Source organism: Streptococcus dentiloxodontae (assembly GCF_053206925.1).
Map to the genome: position 1 here is coordinate 24,048 of NZ_JBRUHR010000021.1, position 17,013 is coordinate 41,060.

Annotated in this window: 10 protein-coding genes; all 10 read right to left on the reverse strand. The window is 40.9% G+C overall.

Annotated elements, in window-relative coordinates:
* Positions 1-114: 114 nt before the first annotated feature.
* The 10 genes from ACVRZ8_RS09260 to ACVRZ8_RS09305 all read right to left on the reverse strand — a co-directional run bounded on the left by ACVRZ8_RS09260 (position 115) and on the right by ACVRZ8_RS09305 (position 16,801).
* Complete coding sequence (locus ACVRZ8_RS09260; protein ID WP_447449042.1) at positions 115-4,791, reverse strand: antigen I/II family LPXTG-anchored adhesin; 4,677 nt, start codon at positions 4,789-4,791, stop codon at positions 115-117.
* A 173-nt stretch (positions 4,792-4,964) separates the two neighbouring features.
* Positions 4,965-6,098, reverse strand: coding sequence for an N-acetyldiaminopimelate deacetylase (locus ACVRZ8_RS09265; protein ID WP_447449043.1), 1,134 nt, complete (start codon positions 6,096-6,098; stop codon positions 4,965-4,967).
* A 73-nt stretch (positions 6,099-6,171) separates the two neighbouring features.
* Positions 6,172-6,870 (reverse strand): 2,3,4,5-tetrahydropyridine-2,6-dicarboxylate N-acetyltransferase, encoded by a 699-nt coding sequence (gene dapD / locus ACVRZ8_RS09270; protein WP_447449044.1) that lies wholly within the window; start codon positions 6,868-6,870, stop codon positions 6,172-6,174.
* A gap of 323 nt (positions 6,871-7,193) precedes the next feature.
* The gene (locus tag ACVRZ8_RS09275; RefSeq protein ID WP_447449045.1) at positions 7,194-7,988 is read right to left on the reverse strand and encodes a hypothetical protein; all 795 of its coding nucleotides are present in this window, start codon (positions 7,986-7,988) and stop codon (positions 7,194-7,196) included.
* 288 nt (positions 7,989-8,276) lie between these two features.
* Positions 8,277-8,936 (reverse strand): beta-phosphoglucomutase, encoded by a 660-nt coding sequence (pgmB, locus tag ACVRZ8_RS09280; protein WP_447449046.1) that lies wholly within the window; start codon positions 8,934-8,936, stop codon positions 8,277-8,279.
* 9 nt (positions 8,937-8,945) lie between these two features.
* Complete coding sequence (locus ACVRZ8_RS09285; protein WP_447449047.1) at positions 8,946-11,201, reverse strand: glycoside hydrolase family 65 protein; 2,256 nt, start codon at positions 11,199-11,201, stop codon at positions 8,946-8,948.
* Between the two features lie 22 nt (positions 11,202-11,223).
* The gene (locus ACVRZ8_RS09290) at positions 11,224-12,192 is read right to left on the reverse strand and encodes an aldose epimerase family protein (RefSeq protein WP_447449048.1); all 969 of its coding nucleotides are present in this window, start codon (positions 12,190-12,192) and stop codon (positions 11,224-11,226) included.
* Complete coding sequence (locus ACVRZ8_RS09295) at positions 12,192-13,013, reverse strand: endonuclease/exonuclease/phosphatase family protein (protein WP_447449053.1); 822 nt, start codon at positions 13,011-13,013, stop codon at positions 12,192-12,194. The genes ACVRZ8_RS09290 and ACVRZ8_RS09295 overlap by 1 nt, the downstream gene beginning before the upstream one ends.
* 54 nt (positions 13,014-13,067) lie before the next feature.
* Positions 13,068-15,260: a PTS transporter subunit IIBC gene (locus ACVRZ8_RS09300; RefSeq protein ID WP_447449049.1), complete on the reverse strand. Its 2,193-nt coding sequence runs from the start codon at positions 15,258-15,260 to the stop codon at positions 13,068-13,070.
* 497 nt (positions 15,261-15,757) lie between these two features.
* Positions 15,758-16,801: a LacI family DNA-binding transcriptional regulator gene (locus ACVRZ8_RS09305; RefSeq protein ID WP_447449050.1), complete on the reverse strand. Its 1,044-nt coding sequence runs from the start codon at positions 16,799-16,801 to the stop codon at positions 15,758-15,760.
* Between the last annotated feature and the right edge of the window lie 212 nt (positions 16,802-17,013).

The following is a 17,013-nucleotide window of genomic DNA, read 5'->3' on the forward strand; positions in this document are numbered from 1 at the left end:
TTTATGTCTCTACCGGATGCTGTAAAATAGGTATTGACGAAAGTTCAGTCACATCTAAATGGACTAAGCGTAACAATAACTAACGAGCTAATCCTCATCCCCAAGGATTTGTTCTTAGTTTTGTTTTTTCTGTTTGCGTTTCAAACCAGTTAGCCCCAATCCTGCCAAGATAGCTGTCCAGCCTAATACAGGCATGTAAAGGTTATCAGCCGTACCAGTAGTTGGCAGTTCATTTGCTGTTTGGGTGCGAGCAGGAGTTTCTTCAAATGAATAGTGAACAGAGACTGCACTATGCGGAGTGTCAGGATCCTGCGGAACAGGGGCAGGGGTTGTCGTTTTGACTGTATTGGAAGCATAAGCGACACCATTGACCGTATTAACATAGGTGTTTTCAAAGGTACCGACTGCGATACGCTTCATTTGAAGGTAGACTTCTGCTTGGAACATGGAATCAACAGATATTGAACGCAAGAAATCTTCTTTGAAAGTAATGGTAATTGAACCATTAGCAGTATCTACAACTGATTCTGTGTACTGTGTCAGATCTGTTCCAGCCTTAATTACTGTACCGTCTTTCAAAGTAATATCAGCTTTGGCAAAAGCTTTATATTGACCAGTATATTGATCTCCTGTTTGATCATAGTTATCGTAGAAGCTGTACTCAAAGAGCTCTTCAGAATGATTTATCGGAATGATACCGCCAATCAAACGATAGTTGAAGATTTGATTGAGCGCAACCGTTTGGCCATCAACATTAGTTGTATCAGCCGGATCAAGCGTTAAAGTTACATCCTTCTTAGGATCTATCTTAGGCACATTGTTGACCACGACATTGGATTCATAGCCATTGCCAAAGTCAATTTGATAGGCTTTATTCTCGTAACTGCCGCCGGTCTTGCCCATCTCAGCCTTAACCTTCATTGGATCAATAATAGTCAAGTTGATTCCCTTAACAACATAAGCGTCATAGAAGGACTGCGGATCATCTACTGAGAATAATTGGAAGGCACCTTTTGGTGTAATACCTGTCTTATTCAGCAAATCTTGGATGTGATCTGGTGCTTCTGAAACATTGTTAAAGTTTTCAACGGTAATACCGGTTACTTCTTTGCCATTGGCATCCGTAATCTTCACCAAATCCGAACGCAAATCAAGTGCTTCTTCTGGATAATCATCAACATAGAAGAACCCTTTTTGAATGGTATCTTCTGAAGATTTATCTCCCTTGTACTGATCCAAATCCCAAGTCAGTTCATAATAGTTGGTCGTTCCAGCTAGAACTGTCTTGCCGTCAATCACCACACCGTTTTCATTTTTATTAACTTTGTGCGGCTTGATGTAGTTATTGCTTGGATTATCAGGGTCATTTGGCTTACCAGGAGTGGTCACACGGACAACATTAGACTTGATACCGTAAGCGTCATTGACCGTAAGGGTGAAGTTGTTTTTATAAGTTGCACCGTCGTTTAGAACCTGTCCTACTACCGTTGGGTAAATTGTTGCCACAGACTTAGTCAAGTCAGCATTGAACTTCGCCAAGGTTTCAGCCGTTGCTGTGAAAGTAACGATGTTCTTATCAGCATCATGAGTGACATCAAATCCCGGACTGACTGCTTTTGTTGCTTCCAAGTTTAAATTGTAACCAGATGGCAGCGGGTCAACCAAGACGAAGGAGGTCGTCTCGTCACGTCCAGCTGGAAGGTCGGCTGTTTTGAGCTGGAATTTCACTACAGATTGCTTAGCCACCAAGGTTTTATCAATATCCACATCATTGTTGTTCTTGATTTCTTTATTGACTTGAGGCTGAACAGCCAGTTTGTGGTAATGGAAATGAACGGTTGGCACAGCTGGTGGCGTTGGAGCATCTGTGTAAACTGGATCAGCTGGAGGCGTTGGCAGGGTTTCATAAGTCGGCTCTTCTGGCTTAGTTGGTTCTTCCTGAGGAGTGACTGGCGTCGGTGGGGTCGGCTCATTTTCATAAGTCGGCTCTACCGGTGCTGGTTCCAGAGGCTTCTCGGTTTCATATTGTGGTTCCGTTGGTTTAGTTGGCTCCGATTGAGGAGTCGTTGGGGTCGGTGGCGTTGGCTCGGTTTCATAAGTTGGCTCTACCGGTGCTGGCTCCAGATCTTTTTCTACTTCATAAGTTGGTGGCGTTGGCGCATCTGGCTCTGCTTGTTCTGGAGTCTTAGTCGGTGGCGTTGGCTCTGCTTCATAAGTTGGTTCAAGCGGTGCTGGCTCCAGATCTTTTTCCTGTTCATAAACTGGTGCTGTTGGCTGTGTTGGTGCTACTGGCGGTTCTGGATTTTCCTTGGTGATCTTAGGAACATTGACCGCACGAATCTTACCATTGAGTGAGTACCAGATGTTTGGTCTCTTAGGAGCATCGACAGCCATGGTTGCATCCGCTGGCAGAACTAGAGTTGATGAAATAGCTCCTAGCGTAATGCTGTTGTTTGGACCAGACATACGGATGGCACCTGCTCCATACCAAGAGTTAGGGGCATCAGAAGAGTCCCAACCTGAACCTTCCTCACTACCTCGCTTATACATGGTCCAGCGAGCACCGCCCTGACCTTGCTTGAAGTTAAGCGTATCTGTCGCATAGATCTTGCCATCTTTTTCACCAACAGAAGAGCCGGCAATCTTAACAAAATCACCTGTGTAGTCCTTAGCCATCTCAATCGAGTTATTTTCACGATTGAGGGAAGCAACAGACAGAAGGGCATTATCAAAATCAATCGGATTGCCGTCCTCATCATAGAAAGTAAACTCGTTTTTAACAAAGATAGACGTATTGCTTTCTGAGGTACCACTGTAAGCAGAGGCAAAAACACCAAGGGTCGGATCCGTAAAGATTCCCAACCAAGCCTTGTCAACATTTTGGAATTTTGAATCAGGATCGAGCGTGTACTTGAAGACAACCTTAGAGATCTTCTTACCATTGTAGTAAGATTTTTCAAGATTGGTATATGTGGCTGTCACACTTTGACCGCGCTCCAAAAGAACGGAAGCCCACTTGACCTCTGTGCTATTGCCGATAGTAGTTGTCCAGCCAGCCTTATCACCAATATTGCCGTAAAGCTCCATTGATGAAGCGACATCATCAGACTGTTGAAGGTAACTAACATCAAGGTTATCAAGCTGAAGATTCTTCTTAGAATATTGTTCTGTATCATGGCTGAAAGCCTCATCAACCGCAGAAGCTTTCAGCATTTTTCCATCAGTGGTTATTGATAATTGGGCATTTGGTTCTGAATCATAAACCAAGCTTTGAGCTGATGGCTCTGTCAGGTTACCATCTTCATTTTTATGTTTCTCAAGTTCTGCAAGGGCAGCCGCAATGGCAGCTTGTTCGTCTTGATATTCCTGCAGTTTTCTTGGGTAATCTGCAAGGTCTTGCTGATATTTGGCAAGGTCTGACTGATACTTAGCCAGTTCCGCTTCATAGTCAGATTTTGTTTGAGCATTACGTTGCTTGATGGCTTCATTTTCAGCTTTGATCGCATCATTTTTAGCGGTATTTTCAGCGACAGCTTGATCATAGGCTGCTTTAGCATCTGCATTAGCTTTTTGAACACGGGCCAGCTCTGTTTGATAGGCGGCCAATTTAGCCTGATAATCTGCTTCATTATCTGCATTAGCCTTTTGAACAGCAGCGAGGTCTTCCTCGTATTTTTTCACTGCTGCTTCGTATGCAGCTTTAGTGTCTGCGTTACGTTGCTTAATTGCTTCATTTTCAGCTGTAATGGCTTGGTTTTTCGCTGTGTTATCTGCTACTGCCTGTTCATAGGCAGCTTTAGCGTCTGCATTAGCCTTTTGGACACGAGCCAATTCCGCATCATAGGCGGCTTTCTTAGCTGCATAATCTGCATCGTTATCCGCATTAGCCTTTTGAACCGCTGCTAAGTCTTCTTGGTACTTCTTCAGCGCTGCTTCATAAGTCGCTTTAGCGTCTGCGTTGCGCTGCTTAATTGCTTCATTTTCAGCTGTAATGGCTGCATTCTTGGCATTGTTAGCTGCCACTGCTTCATCATAGGCTTTCTTTGCCGCTGCATTAGCAGCCTGTACACGGGCTAATTCCTTATCATAGGCTTCCTTAGCTGCAGCATAAGCCGATTGAGCATCCGTATTAGCTTTTTGGACAGCAGCTAAATCTTTTTGATACTGAGCTAGCTTAGCTTCATAGTCCGCTTTAGCCGCAGCATTGGCATCAGTAATACGTTTGACTTCAGCCTCGTGAGCAGCCATATCTTTTTCATACTGCTCTTTTTTTGCCTGATTTTCCGCATTGATACGAGCCGTTTCGGCTTGATTTGCGGCTACATCTGCCTTGTATTGATCGGTCGTTTTCTTGATTTCTTCAGCTTGCTGTGCATAATCTTCTGTGATCTCAGCTTCTTTTTGGGCAGCCTCTTCAGCAGTTTTAACCGTTCCTTCATCGACGATGTCGTCTTGCTCAACAGTAACACCCGCTGCCTTAGCTTCCTCTGCAGCCTGATCAAGCTCTGTTGTAGAGACATTAACTGGTAGAGAACCTTCTGTTTCTCCGGCCTGTTCCTGACTCTTAGTGGCTTCGTCACTAGGATTTTCCTGAGCGTCTGGCAGATTTGTAGCTGGATTGCCTGTTTCTGTACCAACCACAGCAGTATCAACACTGCTTGTCGTAGTCGTCTCTTCAGCTGCAGCTGATTGACCCGACATAGCAGCCAAAACAGCAGTTCCTAAAATGGCCCCACACAAGGTTTTACTAATCTTACTTTTACGAAAACCGTAGATTTCTTTCTTATTCATTTCCTCAACTAATTCCTCATTTACTTAAAGTTTTCTTACATATGAATGCATATTTAATTATATCACTTTTCTCTAATCAATCAAGTAATTTTTGAAAAAATTAATATTTCCGTAAAAAAAGTTATTTTGTCAATTTAAAATCCCTCTGATAACTCAGAAGGATTGGATAGAAATTAGTGGTTGGCCTTGCTCTTTAAAAATTTTGAAATTTCCGCTACGGCAAATGGCAGAGCTTCTTCCTTAGGGCTCATTTTTGGGTGATGAAGCGCATAAGGCGTATCAACTCCCAGCCAGAACATAACCCCAGGAACCTGATGAAGAAGATAGCCGAAATCTTCTCCCGTCATAGCAGGAGGACAGTCAATCAGATTGACAGCTGAGCTATTGCCAAAAAAATCCATCAGCTCATGCGCTAAGTCAGGATTGTTCTCAACGGGCAAGTAGCCGCCTTGCTTAAGCTCAATATCTACCTCCATGCCAAAAGAAGCGGCCACACCCTTAGCCAGATCAGTCACACGTTTTTGGATAAGCAGGCTCATCTTCTGAGTCAGGGTGCGAATGGTCCCGTGAAGCTGGGCGGTCTCAGCGATAACATTGTTAGTTGTTCCTGCATGAAAAGAACCAAAGGTCACCACACCGCCTTGGATAGGATCCACATTGCGGCTGATAATCGTCTGCACCTGCGTCACAAAGTAAGAAGCAGCTACTAAGGAATCATTGGCTTCATGCGGAAAGGCCGCATGTCCTCCTTTACCTTTAAAGGTGATTAACACTTCACAGGTTCCTGCAAAGAGCGTTCCTGTATTGGTTGCAATATCACCAACCTTGAAATCAGGACGAACATGCAAGCCGTAAAATTCATCAGGCAGCCAGTCTCCAAAAGCACCGTCTTCATACATGAGCATACCGCCTGCTTCATTTTCTTCAGCTGGCTGGAAGAGAAAGAGGAGGTTATTTTTTGGCTGCATTTGCACCAACTCATTAAGCAAGCCTAGAGCAGTCGTCATGTGCATGTCGTGACCGCAGGCATGCATACGGCCTTCATGCCTGCTGGCAAATTCCAGACCCGTTTCTTCGACAATTGGCAGAGCATCAATATCCGTCCGCCAACCGATTGTTTTTTCAGGCGCCGAACCCTTCAGAAAGACCAGAATGCCTGTCCGCCAAGTCCGCTGCTCGACAAAGTCTTTTTCTGCCGTTATTTCTGCAATACGCTCCAAGAGATAAGCCTGTGTTTTGAATTCTTCCAGACCAATCTCTGGAATTTGGTGTAAATCACGACGAATTTTGATTAAATCAAGTGTCATCTGTTATCCTTTCAAGAAAAAGAGTGGGACAGGAAACCAGCTATTCGGTTTGTTGACCCACTTTCATTTTTAATTACAAATTACGCAAAGCGTCTTCCAAAGCCGTTTTTTGCTGTGTTTTTTCATCAATTTCTTTGATAACACGCGCAGGCACACCAGCTACGACGACATTTTCAGGGACATCTTGGGTGACAATAGCACCTGCTGCAACAACTGAACCATTGCCCACTTGTACACCTTCAATGATAACCGCATTGGCACCGACTAAAACATTATCTCCGATACGAACAGGATCAGCTGAAGCAGGCTCAATGACCCCAGCAAGTACAGCGCCTGCACCGATATGGCTATTTTTACCAACCGTTGCACGGCCGCCAAGGATAGCTCCCATATCAATCATTGTCCCGCTACCGATTTCAGCACCAATATTGATGACAGCACCCATCATAACCACAGCATTATCTTCAATGGTCACTTGGTCACGGATAACAGCACCTGGCTCAATACGAGCATTGATGTTGCGTTTATCAAGCAAGGGCACAGCAGAATTACGGCCGTCTTGCTCCACCACATAGTCCTTGTCTTCCGTCAGATTAGCAAGAAGCGGCTCAACATCTTTCCAGTCTCCGAAAAGAACATTGCCAAGTTTGACAACCGCTTCAGGAACAGCACCAGCCAATTCTCCTTCAAAGGTTACCTTGACATTGGTTTTCTTCTCAGCATTTCCAATAAAAGCAATAATTTCTTGCGCAGACATTTTTTGTGCAGTCATGATTTTCTCCTCAAATTTAAGTTAGATTTATTATAACAAAAATTCAGACGCTTAGAAAGCTGTGAAAACTGCTAATAAGGAATTTTTTCTGATAGCTTTTGACAAATTAAAAATCCTAGCGAATACTTTTGCACTCTTCCAATTTTGAGACCAACTCATCAGCAGAGCAATTAATAATATGAGACCCTTTCAAGCCAACTGCTTAAAATGAAGTGTTGAAAAAGAAGCTGGAACAAAAGTACTCAGCTTCTTTTTGTCGTTTTACTTGTAAGACGCAGTAGGTATTCCCCTTTGTCCCGCTTTTATTTGTGCACTTAAAATTATCAAGCAGCTGCATCACTTGTGCTACTTGGTTCTTCTGGAATGTCAAATAAAGAGCGGTCTACATCATTCCAATTGTCACATTTAATAGAAATCACAAGTGAAGAATCATTAACCTTTGAGCTTGCTTTAAGGGTTATGGAAGTTAAATAAAACGTTTTTTTATCTATAACAGCTTCTAATTCTTTATCAATATCAGATGATTCATCATCTCCTAGATTTAAATTAAATTCATCTGAAAAAAGCTCTTGAAAATCAACTTCTTGGTTATTTAATGTTAAAACATAACCGTTACTTCTGGTTTCAAGGTCAAGATCATCTTCCATATCAGCAACAACATCAACAAGGCTCTTCACATCAGGTTTTAGACTGTTTATCGTATAATTATAGGTATATGTCTCGTCTCTGCTGCCATCTTTTTTAGTGACAGTATAAAGCAGTTCCTTATCAGCCGAAAAAATTTTCTCTTGGTCTAAAACTAATTGACCGTTCTCATAGTTCTTTTGAGTATAATGCAATTTGTCAAAATCTTCTCCATTAGAAGCATAGACAGCATCACTTTTTAGAACTTGTTTCGAGTTTTTACTGCCATTCGTGATAGAAGCTGTAACTGTTTGAGTTAGCTCCTCCAATGATTGATTCGCTTTTGATAATTTCTCAATAATCTCAGATTTATCCAATTTTTTAGCAGAAGAGCTGTTTTGGGTCTTATTGGAATTTGTCTTTGTTTGACAGCCAACAAAAACAAATAAGGATAAAACTAATGTAATACTTACTATAATTTTTTTCATACGCATAACATCCCCCTCTCCTTTATATTATAGCGCTTTCATAAAAAAATGCTTCTCTTGCTCCTAAATGTCAACAAAATGAAAGTTGATTGTTATTTTTGATAAATTCAAGAAATAAGAAGGCTAGATCCCTCTAAAATAAACTTACAGACAGCTATTCACACAAGTCTGTAAATCCTTGAGAACTCAGAAAAATCAACAAATAAAAAAAGCCTTCACTAGGATTTTATACCTAATGAAAGCTCTTTGTTCAGAGATGCAAACTGCTTTATTATTTGTTAACGAGACTCAATATCAATGATGGTATTTTTCCCAAGCCGCTTCAATAGCAGCATAGGTGAAATCTGCTGTGCTGTCAAAACGCTGATGAGCATGATCAAGCTCTTTGCCGCCTGCTGCAATGGAAACCGCTCCTGCATCATTAATAGCGGTCACTCCTGCTACTGAATCTTCAAGACCAACACAGAACTCAGGAGACAAATCAATAGCTGCTGCAGCTGCCAGAAAAATATCCGGAGCTGGTTTGCCTGCTGCAACCTTGCTAGGATCTGCAATAGCATCAAAATCAGCTGACAAGCCCAGCTTTTCTAAAATGATAGGCCCATTTTTGCTGGCAGAAGCTAAGGCTAATTTGACATGATGAGCTTTAAAATCAGCAATAAGCTGTTCAATACCTGGCAGAATATCTTTTCTGCTTAAGCCATCCAAGGCTTCAACATAGGCGGTATTTTTTTCTGCTGCAAGCGCAGCAAATTCATTCTCCGAAACTGTGATATTCAAGTAATCTAAAATAACACGCAGGGAATCCTCGCGGCTGACGCCTTTGGTTTTTTCTTCCAAGCTATCAGGAATTTCAGCATTGAAATGTTTTTTTATTAAATTTCGCCAAGCTTCAAAATGATATACTGCTGTATCTGCGATGATACCGTCTAAATCAAATAGTGCACCTTTCATAAAATTCTCCTATTTTGTCAATGTTACTTCTTTATCATTAAGGACAATAACCAAATCATCACCAGACAAAAGCTCAATACGTGCATCATCTTTAGCAACAATAACTTTTAATAGACGTCCTCGGAAATTAATATGGAAATGATAACCTGTCCATTCCTCTGGAACAAATGGTGAGAAGTATAATTTGCCATCACGAATACGCATTCCTGCAAATCCTTGAACAATAGACAGCCAGCTACCTGTCATCGAAGTGATATGCAGGCCGTCTTCTGTATCGTTATTGTAGTTGTCCAGATCAAGACGAGCCGTGCGCGCATACATTTCAACAGCCTTAGCCTTGTCGTGTAAATCCGCTGCTAAGATAGAGTGAATAGATGGTGACAAGCTGGATTCATGTACTGTCAAAGGCTCATAAAAGTTGAAATTACGTTTCTTTTCTTCTTGAGAGAAATCGTCGATAAAGTAATAGATTCCTTGCAGCACATCAGCCTGTTTGATATAAGGCGAACGCAAAATTCTATCCCATGACCAGTTTTGATTTAAAGGCAGATTTTCTGGAGCCAATTCTGCAACTGGTGTTAAATCTTTGTCAAGAAAACCATCATGCTGTACAAAGATACCCAATTCCTTGTCTTCTGGCAGATACATTTTCTCAACAATTTCCTGCCAGCGCTGACGTTCTGCTTTTTCAAGACCAAGCTCTGCCAATTTTTCTGGCGAAACCTTGTCAGCAACTTCGTTAGTATAAGTCAGACACCAGCGAGCAAGAATATTGGTATACCAGTTATTATTAATGTTATTTTCATACTCATTTGGTCCTGTTACTCCGTGAATCATATACTTATCATTGCGCTGTGAATAGTGTACACGATCAGCCCAGAAACGAGCAATACCAACTAGGACATCAAAACCATCATGAGTGGCATAGCTGTCATCTCCTGTATAACGAGTGTAATTGTAGATGGCATAGGCAATACTTCCGTTACGATGGATCTCCTCAAAAGTAATTTCCCATTCGTTGTGGCATTCAATTCCGTTAAAGGTTACCATCGGATACAAGGCACCTGCTAGATTTTGCTGTTTCGCATTGTGATAAGCACCCTCTAGTTGTTCGTGACGGTATTTCAAAAGGTTCTCAGTAACTGACTTGTCTGCGACTGATAAAAATAGAGGAACTGCAAAGGCTTCTGTATCCCAGTATGTTGCACCGCCATATTTTTCACCTGTGAAACCTTTAGGACCAATATTTAAACGGGCATCTTGGCCATAATAAGTTGAAAAGAGTTGGAAAAGGTTAAAGCGAATCCCTTGTTGGGCTTCGTCATTTCCTTCAATAGTGACGTCAGCTTTTTTCCAGCGTTCTTTCCAAGCCTTTACTTGATCATCTTTAATCTGTTCAAATGAAAGCTGTGCTTCTAAATCAGCCAATTTATCAGAAGCCGCTTGAAGGGCCTCTCTAGTATCGTAATCACGAGAAGTCAGCACAAGAACACGTTTTTCAAAAATACTGGTTTGACCTGCTTCTAGCTGACCTTTAAATTTATTAGTCGTTGATTTATCTGTCAAAACAGGAGAACTTGCAGCCAAATCCGTCAAATGATGAGCCGTCATTTGTGTAGTAAATTGAGGGACTCCGAAAGGATTTGCAATGGTTCTGGCAACCAAAGTCGCTCCTGAGTCGGTAGCTGATTTATCCAAAACGTCCCAGAATTGTTCATCATAGTTTGAATCTTCATTGAAAACATCTGCATCAATAAAGGAATCGATTTCAAGCGCGACAGATTCTTGACCAAGATTTTCAACGCTAATGCGGTTAGCATAGAGTTCCTTGAAAGCAACGCTGACCAAACGTTGAAAACTGATTTTAACCTTAGCACTGCCTTTTTCAACAATATATGAGCGGTAAAGAATGCCTTCTTGCATGTCAAGATTGACTTCATAAGCACTAAATTGGTCTTTGGCTAGGTCAACAGATTCTCCATTAATTTTAATATCTAAGCTAACGAAATCCACAGCATTAATAGCTTTTCCAAAGTATTCAGGATAGCCATTTTTCCACCAGCCAACACGTGTCTTATCTGGGAACCAAACGCCGCCAAGGTAGATTCCTTTATGAGTATCAGCAGAGTAGGTTTCCTCAAACATTCCCCGCATTCCCATATATTCATTACCGATACTTGTCATGCTTTCTTGGAGACGCTTGTCTTCACTTTTTAATTCGTGTGAAATGATTTGCCAAGGGTTGATGTCAAAAATACGTTTCATATTATGTCTCTACTTTCTATTTTCAGATTGTTTCTGCTTTAAAAGCTAATTGGATTGTCTTAGTTTGCCCCTTTTTGATAACAATATCTCCAAACGATGGATGATGAACCGCATCTGGAAGAGTCTGGGGTTCTGTAGCTACAGCCGAAAGGTTGCCCTTTGACAGGGGATCTGCTGTAAACACCACCAAGGCATTTCGCTGACTGTAAACCGATATTTTGAGATGTCTCAAACCGTCTCTGATAATGGCACAGGGACTTTCAGTTTTAGCAGTAAGATGATAAGCATCATCTATACCATGTCCTAACGCAGCAAGTGCCTCAGCTAGATTTCTTTCCTTTTTAAAATCATAGCCACTGCCCTCACACTTCTGAAATTGTCCTGTTGGAACAAGCTGATCTGTAACCTCTGCCCGTTCAGCTGAATCTATCCAAAGTTTTGTGTGAGACAGCTGATCGCTCAACTGCCAATAAATATGAACAGTCGGATCAAAAACCGTATCCTTATTAAGAGCCGTCGCTTGATAAGTGATATTCAAACGATTATCCTGCTGCAAATCATACGTAATTTTTAAATCCAAGTCTCCTGGAAAACCATCTTCTTGCTCTTTCATTACTGTATGCAGCTGCAAGCTAGCAGATGTTATCTGTTTGCCTTCAAAATGCTGGTAAGCCAATCCCTTATCTCCGCCATGCAATATATTCCCATGATCATTGGGCTGTAAGCTAATCTTCTTATCCCCCATAGAGAAATTGGCATCTTTTATTCGGCCTGCTACTCGGCCAATTTGTTTATTGATTTGAAAAGGGTTGCGATAATAGTCATCAACACTAGGAAGCGACACCACAGTATTTATCCTATCATCACCTTGTAAGACAGAGTACTGATGGATAAGCCCTCCTATTGTTAACACGCTAACCTGAGTTCCTTGAGCGTTTTCTAAGGTGAATTTATAAACAGGCCTTCCTTGGTAGTCGCCAAAATATTCCATCAGCTTCCCTCCAAATCAAAGCAAACCGCCAGACCAAAATGATCACTGACTGCAGGGTAACGGTTATTGTCCAAGACAACTTCAGAAGACTGAATCTGTAATTTCTTACTTAAAAAAGCATGGTCAACCTTTAACCGGTTTTGATTGCCTTCCCAGCCATCAATATCATCAGCAATTGTATAGTCGCCAGTAATTATTTTTGCTGCTGTGTGGCTGTCCTTTAGGCGTAACTGGCTTGACAGTATCGCCTGATACCCTTCTTTGTCTGTAGGATTATTAAAATCTCCCATAAGAATTAAGGGTTCCCCAGCCTTTTCTAAATAATCTGATAAGCGCTGCCATTCTGACTGGAAGCCCTTATTCCACCATGAAAGGTGCAAACTGACAGCGGTTAAAGAAAACTGTTTATTGAATTTAGCTACCAGACTTCGTCTTGTATGATAATCTGTCTCATCATCTTCGTTTGAAATCAGGACGGCCTCTGGAGTAAAGCTATCTTTACTTAAAATAGCAACACCCTCATGATATTTTCCATAACCAATATGATTATAAGCCCATGACCAATAGTAATTGTGACCTCGCTGCGCCAGCTCTTCGACAAGAAGTAGGGCATAATTATCTTCATGAATATCTGGGTTAATATCTAAAGCAAGATAATTAAGAGGAGCTGTCACGGCTTTACAGGATATTAATTGATTAATTTCCTGTAAACAAATCATATCGTAATCTTCTGTTAGTAAATGTTGGAGCAAAGAATCAAATTTTTGCTGTTGATTGTCTTCCAACCAACTATGAACATTTAGCGTTAAACATTTCATAATGACAAGACTCCTATAAGTAATCGTTTGACAAATTTGCCAAACGATGCTTAATTTTTAAATTTCAACTTTTGCGACAATTGCTTTTTCAGCAACCTGTCCTGTTTTTTCTAAAGTGACTGATTTAATTTCTGCTGTATTGGTAAATACAACGACAATTGTTGTTTCTCGGTCAGCAGATTTAATTGCATCTAGGTCAGCTACTAACAATAGATCACCTGCTGTAACACGTTGACCATCTGTAACTTTTGTTGAGAATGGCGCACCATTTAAAGCAACCGTATCCAAACCAACATGAACCAAAACTTCTAAACCATTATCTGTTAATAAACCAACAGCATGTTTTGTTGGGAAGACACTGGTTACAACACCTGTCACAGGAGAATAGACGCTGCCATTGTCCGGCTCAACAGCGAAACCATCTCCCATCATTTTTTGAGAGAAGACAGGATCCTTAACCTGGTCAATTGGAATAACCTGACCGCTAGCAACTGTCTGAACTTCTTCTGTAATTCCTTGGAAACTTGTTTCCTCAGAACTTGATTCAGTACTGTCATCAAGTTCAACAGTAGGAATATCTACTCCAGAGTCAAGCAAATCTTGGATATCTGATTTCAATACATCAGCCTTAGGACCATAAACAGCTTGAACCCCGTTACCTTTAAGAATAAGTCCCATAGCTCCAAGTTTTTTCCATGTTTCCTCAGAAGCTACTTTATTTGTGTCATTTACACTGATACGCAGGCGTGTCATACAAGCATCAACATCTGCAATGTTAGCTTTACCACCGAGGGCATTGATGATTTTAACAACTTGTGAATTGGCATCCGCACTGCCATTTGATGATGTTGTTCCAGAAGCTGATTCTTCTTCAGCTGATAAATCGTCGTAGTTACCGTTACGTCCTGGAGTTGCAAAGTTAAATTTCTTAATCATGAAATTGGCGATGAAGTACATAACCACACCTGAAAGGATTGAAACGATGATAAAGTTCACCAAATCCATGAAAATGCCACCCTGAATTATCATTGGTGTACGTGTCAAGAGCTCAATATTACCAAATGAGTGAACACGAAGATTGAGCACATCGGCCAAACCAAATGTTACCCCTTGAACAAGGGCATAAACAATATAAAGTGGCATCGCAACAAACATAAACATGTATTCAATTGGTTCTGTAACACCAGTCAAGAAGGTTGCAACTGCTGTTGAAATAAACATAGCAGTGTATTTTTTCTTCTTGTCTGAGTCAACATTTTTGTACATAGCAAAGGCAAGCCCCATAAGTGTACCGGTTGAACCAATCATTTGCCCAACTTTAAAGCGAGCAGGTGTCACTGTTTCAATCAAGTGATTATAACTTGAGGTATCACCACTTTGTTTAAAGTGGATCAAGTCTTGGATCCATGCCAACCAGAGTGGGTCTTGACCAAGAACGGTTTTACCAGCTTGAGCACCAGTCATAATTTCATAAGTACCACCCAACTGAGTATAGTTCATTGGGATAGTCAACATGTGGTGAAGACCAAATGGAAGAAGCAAACGTTCAAGCGTTCCGTAGAGGAATGGTGCAAAGAATGGTGCTGTATCTTGAGAAGAAGCAATCCACATACCAAAGCCATTGATAGCAGATTGGATAACTGGCCAAACAAGTGCCATAAGCAAACCAACAAGTGTTGAACGATAGATAACTACAAATGGTACAAAACGTTTCCCGTTAAAGAATGACAGCACATCTGGAAGTTTACGGAAGTTATAGTATTTATTGTAAGCTGTAGCCCCAACAAAACCTGAAATGATACCAACGAAAACACCCATGTTAAGCGCTGGCTGTCCAAGTACACTAATGAAATAATCAGATACTAGCATGGTTCCGCCAAAAATATTGTGAACCTTGCTTGACGTATCAGCAATCATATCAAGTGTAACGCCATAAACGTGACCAGTAATGAGGTTAATAAGGATAAATGCGATACCAGCAGCAAAAGCACCACCAGCACGTTCCTTAGCCCAACTGCCACCAATAGCTAAGGCAAACAGAATGTGAAGGTTATTGATAATTCCCCAACCAATCTGTGCAATAACATTAGCAACAGTTACAAGAATTGTATTGGTTGGATCTATCAAGGTGAGTGAGTTACCAATACTAACCATAAGCCCCGCTGCTGGCATAACAGCGATAACAACCATCAGACATTTACCGAATTTTTGCCAGAATTCGAAACCGAATTTTTCTTTCAGTTTATTCATGTTTTCCTCCTTAGCGAAACGTTATGCAAACGTTTGCGTAGTTTTTATACTTCTATTATAGCACTTTTATTTTTTTTGTAAAGCGCTTCCTTAAATAAAATTTAAAAGGAAGTAAGAAAGAACATCATAACTAACAAAAAAGTTCGTCAGCAAAGTGTTATTTTTACTTGTTGTTCTAAAATAGTCTATCCCCAGACTGTTTTTGACATCTGCTTCGCAAGTTTTATCTCCCGATAAAAAAGTCTTTCAAACCTCTTTAACCCACCTCTGTATAGCTCAAAAGGTTGGGGGATCCTTTTGAGTTAGCAGATAAAGTCAAGTGAAATTGGACCTCAAATTAGGTCAGGTCAAAAGCGCAAAACGCGAACGAAATTGCCATTCAACAGTTGTTGATGACCCTGAAGTGCCAAGGAACTATGCAGGGGAAACTCTAGGTTAGCTAAAGCCACTTGTTTACCTCAAAACATTCACTGGATTTTTGAGTCCCAACCACTGCTTTATAATGTATACTTGGAGGTTGGACTTTTTGCCCAACCTCTTGCAGTAGAGGCTCTTTCGATAATTTCATGAGGAAGTAAAACAGGCTGTTTGTCTAAAGAGCGGTGTTCCTTTAATAATAATTGAGCTGCAGCCTCACCTAGCTGATAGGGAAAAATTTCCACAGAAGTCAAAGAAGGGCTGGCTAACTCTGTCACCAGGGAATTATTAAAACTCAGCATACCAATCTGTTTATCTGACTTATCTAACCAAGATAACTGCCTCTGGATACGAATCGCCAACATATCATCGCTAGCAATAATGGCATCCAGACTGCGGTGTTCTTCCAAAAAATCACTGAAATGCTGCAAATTTTCAGCTTCATCAACTCTAGAGAAAAGCAGACTTTGAGGAAGCAGATTCTGTTCTTTAATCGCTTGTAAATACCCCTCAAAACGAGCAGCCTGAACGGTTTCATCTAAATTCGTATAAGCAAATAAAATATGATGGTAGCCTCTGGACAATAAGAACTGAGTTGCATCAAAACCAGCTTTTTGATTGTCATTATCAACAAAATACGTTCGGTTATTTTCAGTACCATGACCCTGTCCGACAACCACACAATCCACATCTTCTTTTTGAGCCGAATTGAAAACAGGGTCGTCTTTTTTGGAATAAAGAAAAATAAATTTTTGAATCTTTCCGCTTTTAATTAAGGTATCAACATTTTGAATCAGCTCTTCTTCACTGCGGCCGCTTGCTAAACTAACCATAAATCCTTTATCCGTGCAGACACTGGCAATTCCTTGGATAATCTGCATAAAGAAAGGATTGTTTCCCAATGCCTCAAAATTCTCTCTCACAGGTAAAACAATGGCAATGGTATTTGATTGGCGTTTAACAAGATTTTGAGCAGAATAATTGGGAGAATAATTCAGCTCTTTCATAGCCTGTCTGACACGTTTTTTAGTCGCTTCACTAATCATTCTATTGTTGTGCAAGACACGAGAAGCTGTCGAGACTGACACGCCTGCTCTTTTTGCGACGTCTTTTATTGTAACCATAAGCTTCTCCTTCCTCCTTTTAGAATAGCCATTTAAAGTTCAGCTGTCAACTATTTATCAATTAAAAAAACAGGACTGTTTAAATGGCTCTATAATATCTGTAGTGGGTAAATCTCATTCAGATATTATAGGGCTTTTTGAGTGTATACACAAAAAGTCCCATATGACTTATAATGAAAAGCGACAAAACCATCATTAGAAAGATTCCTATG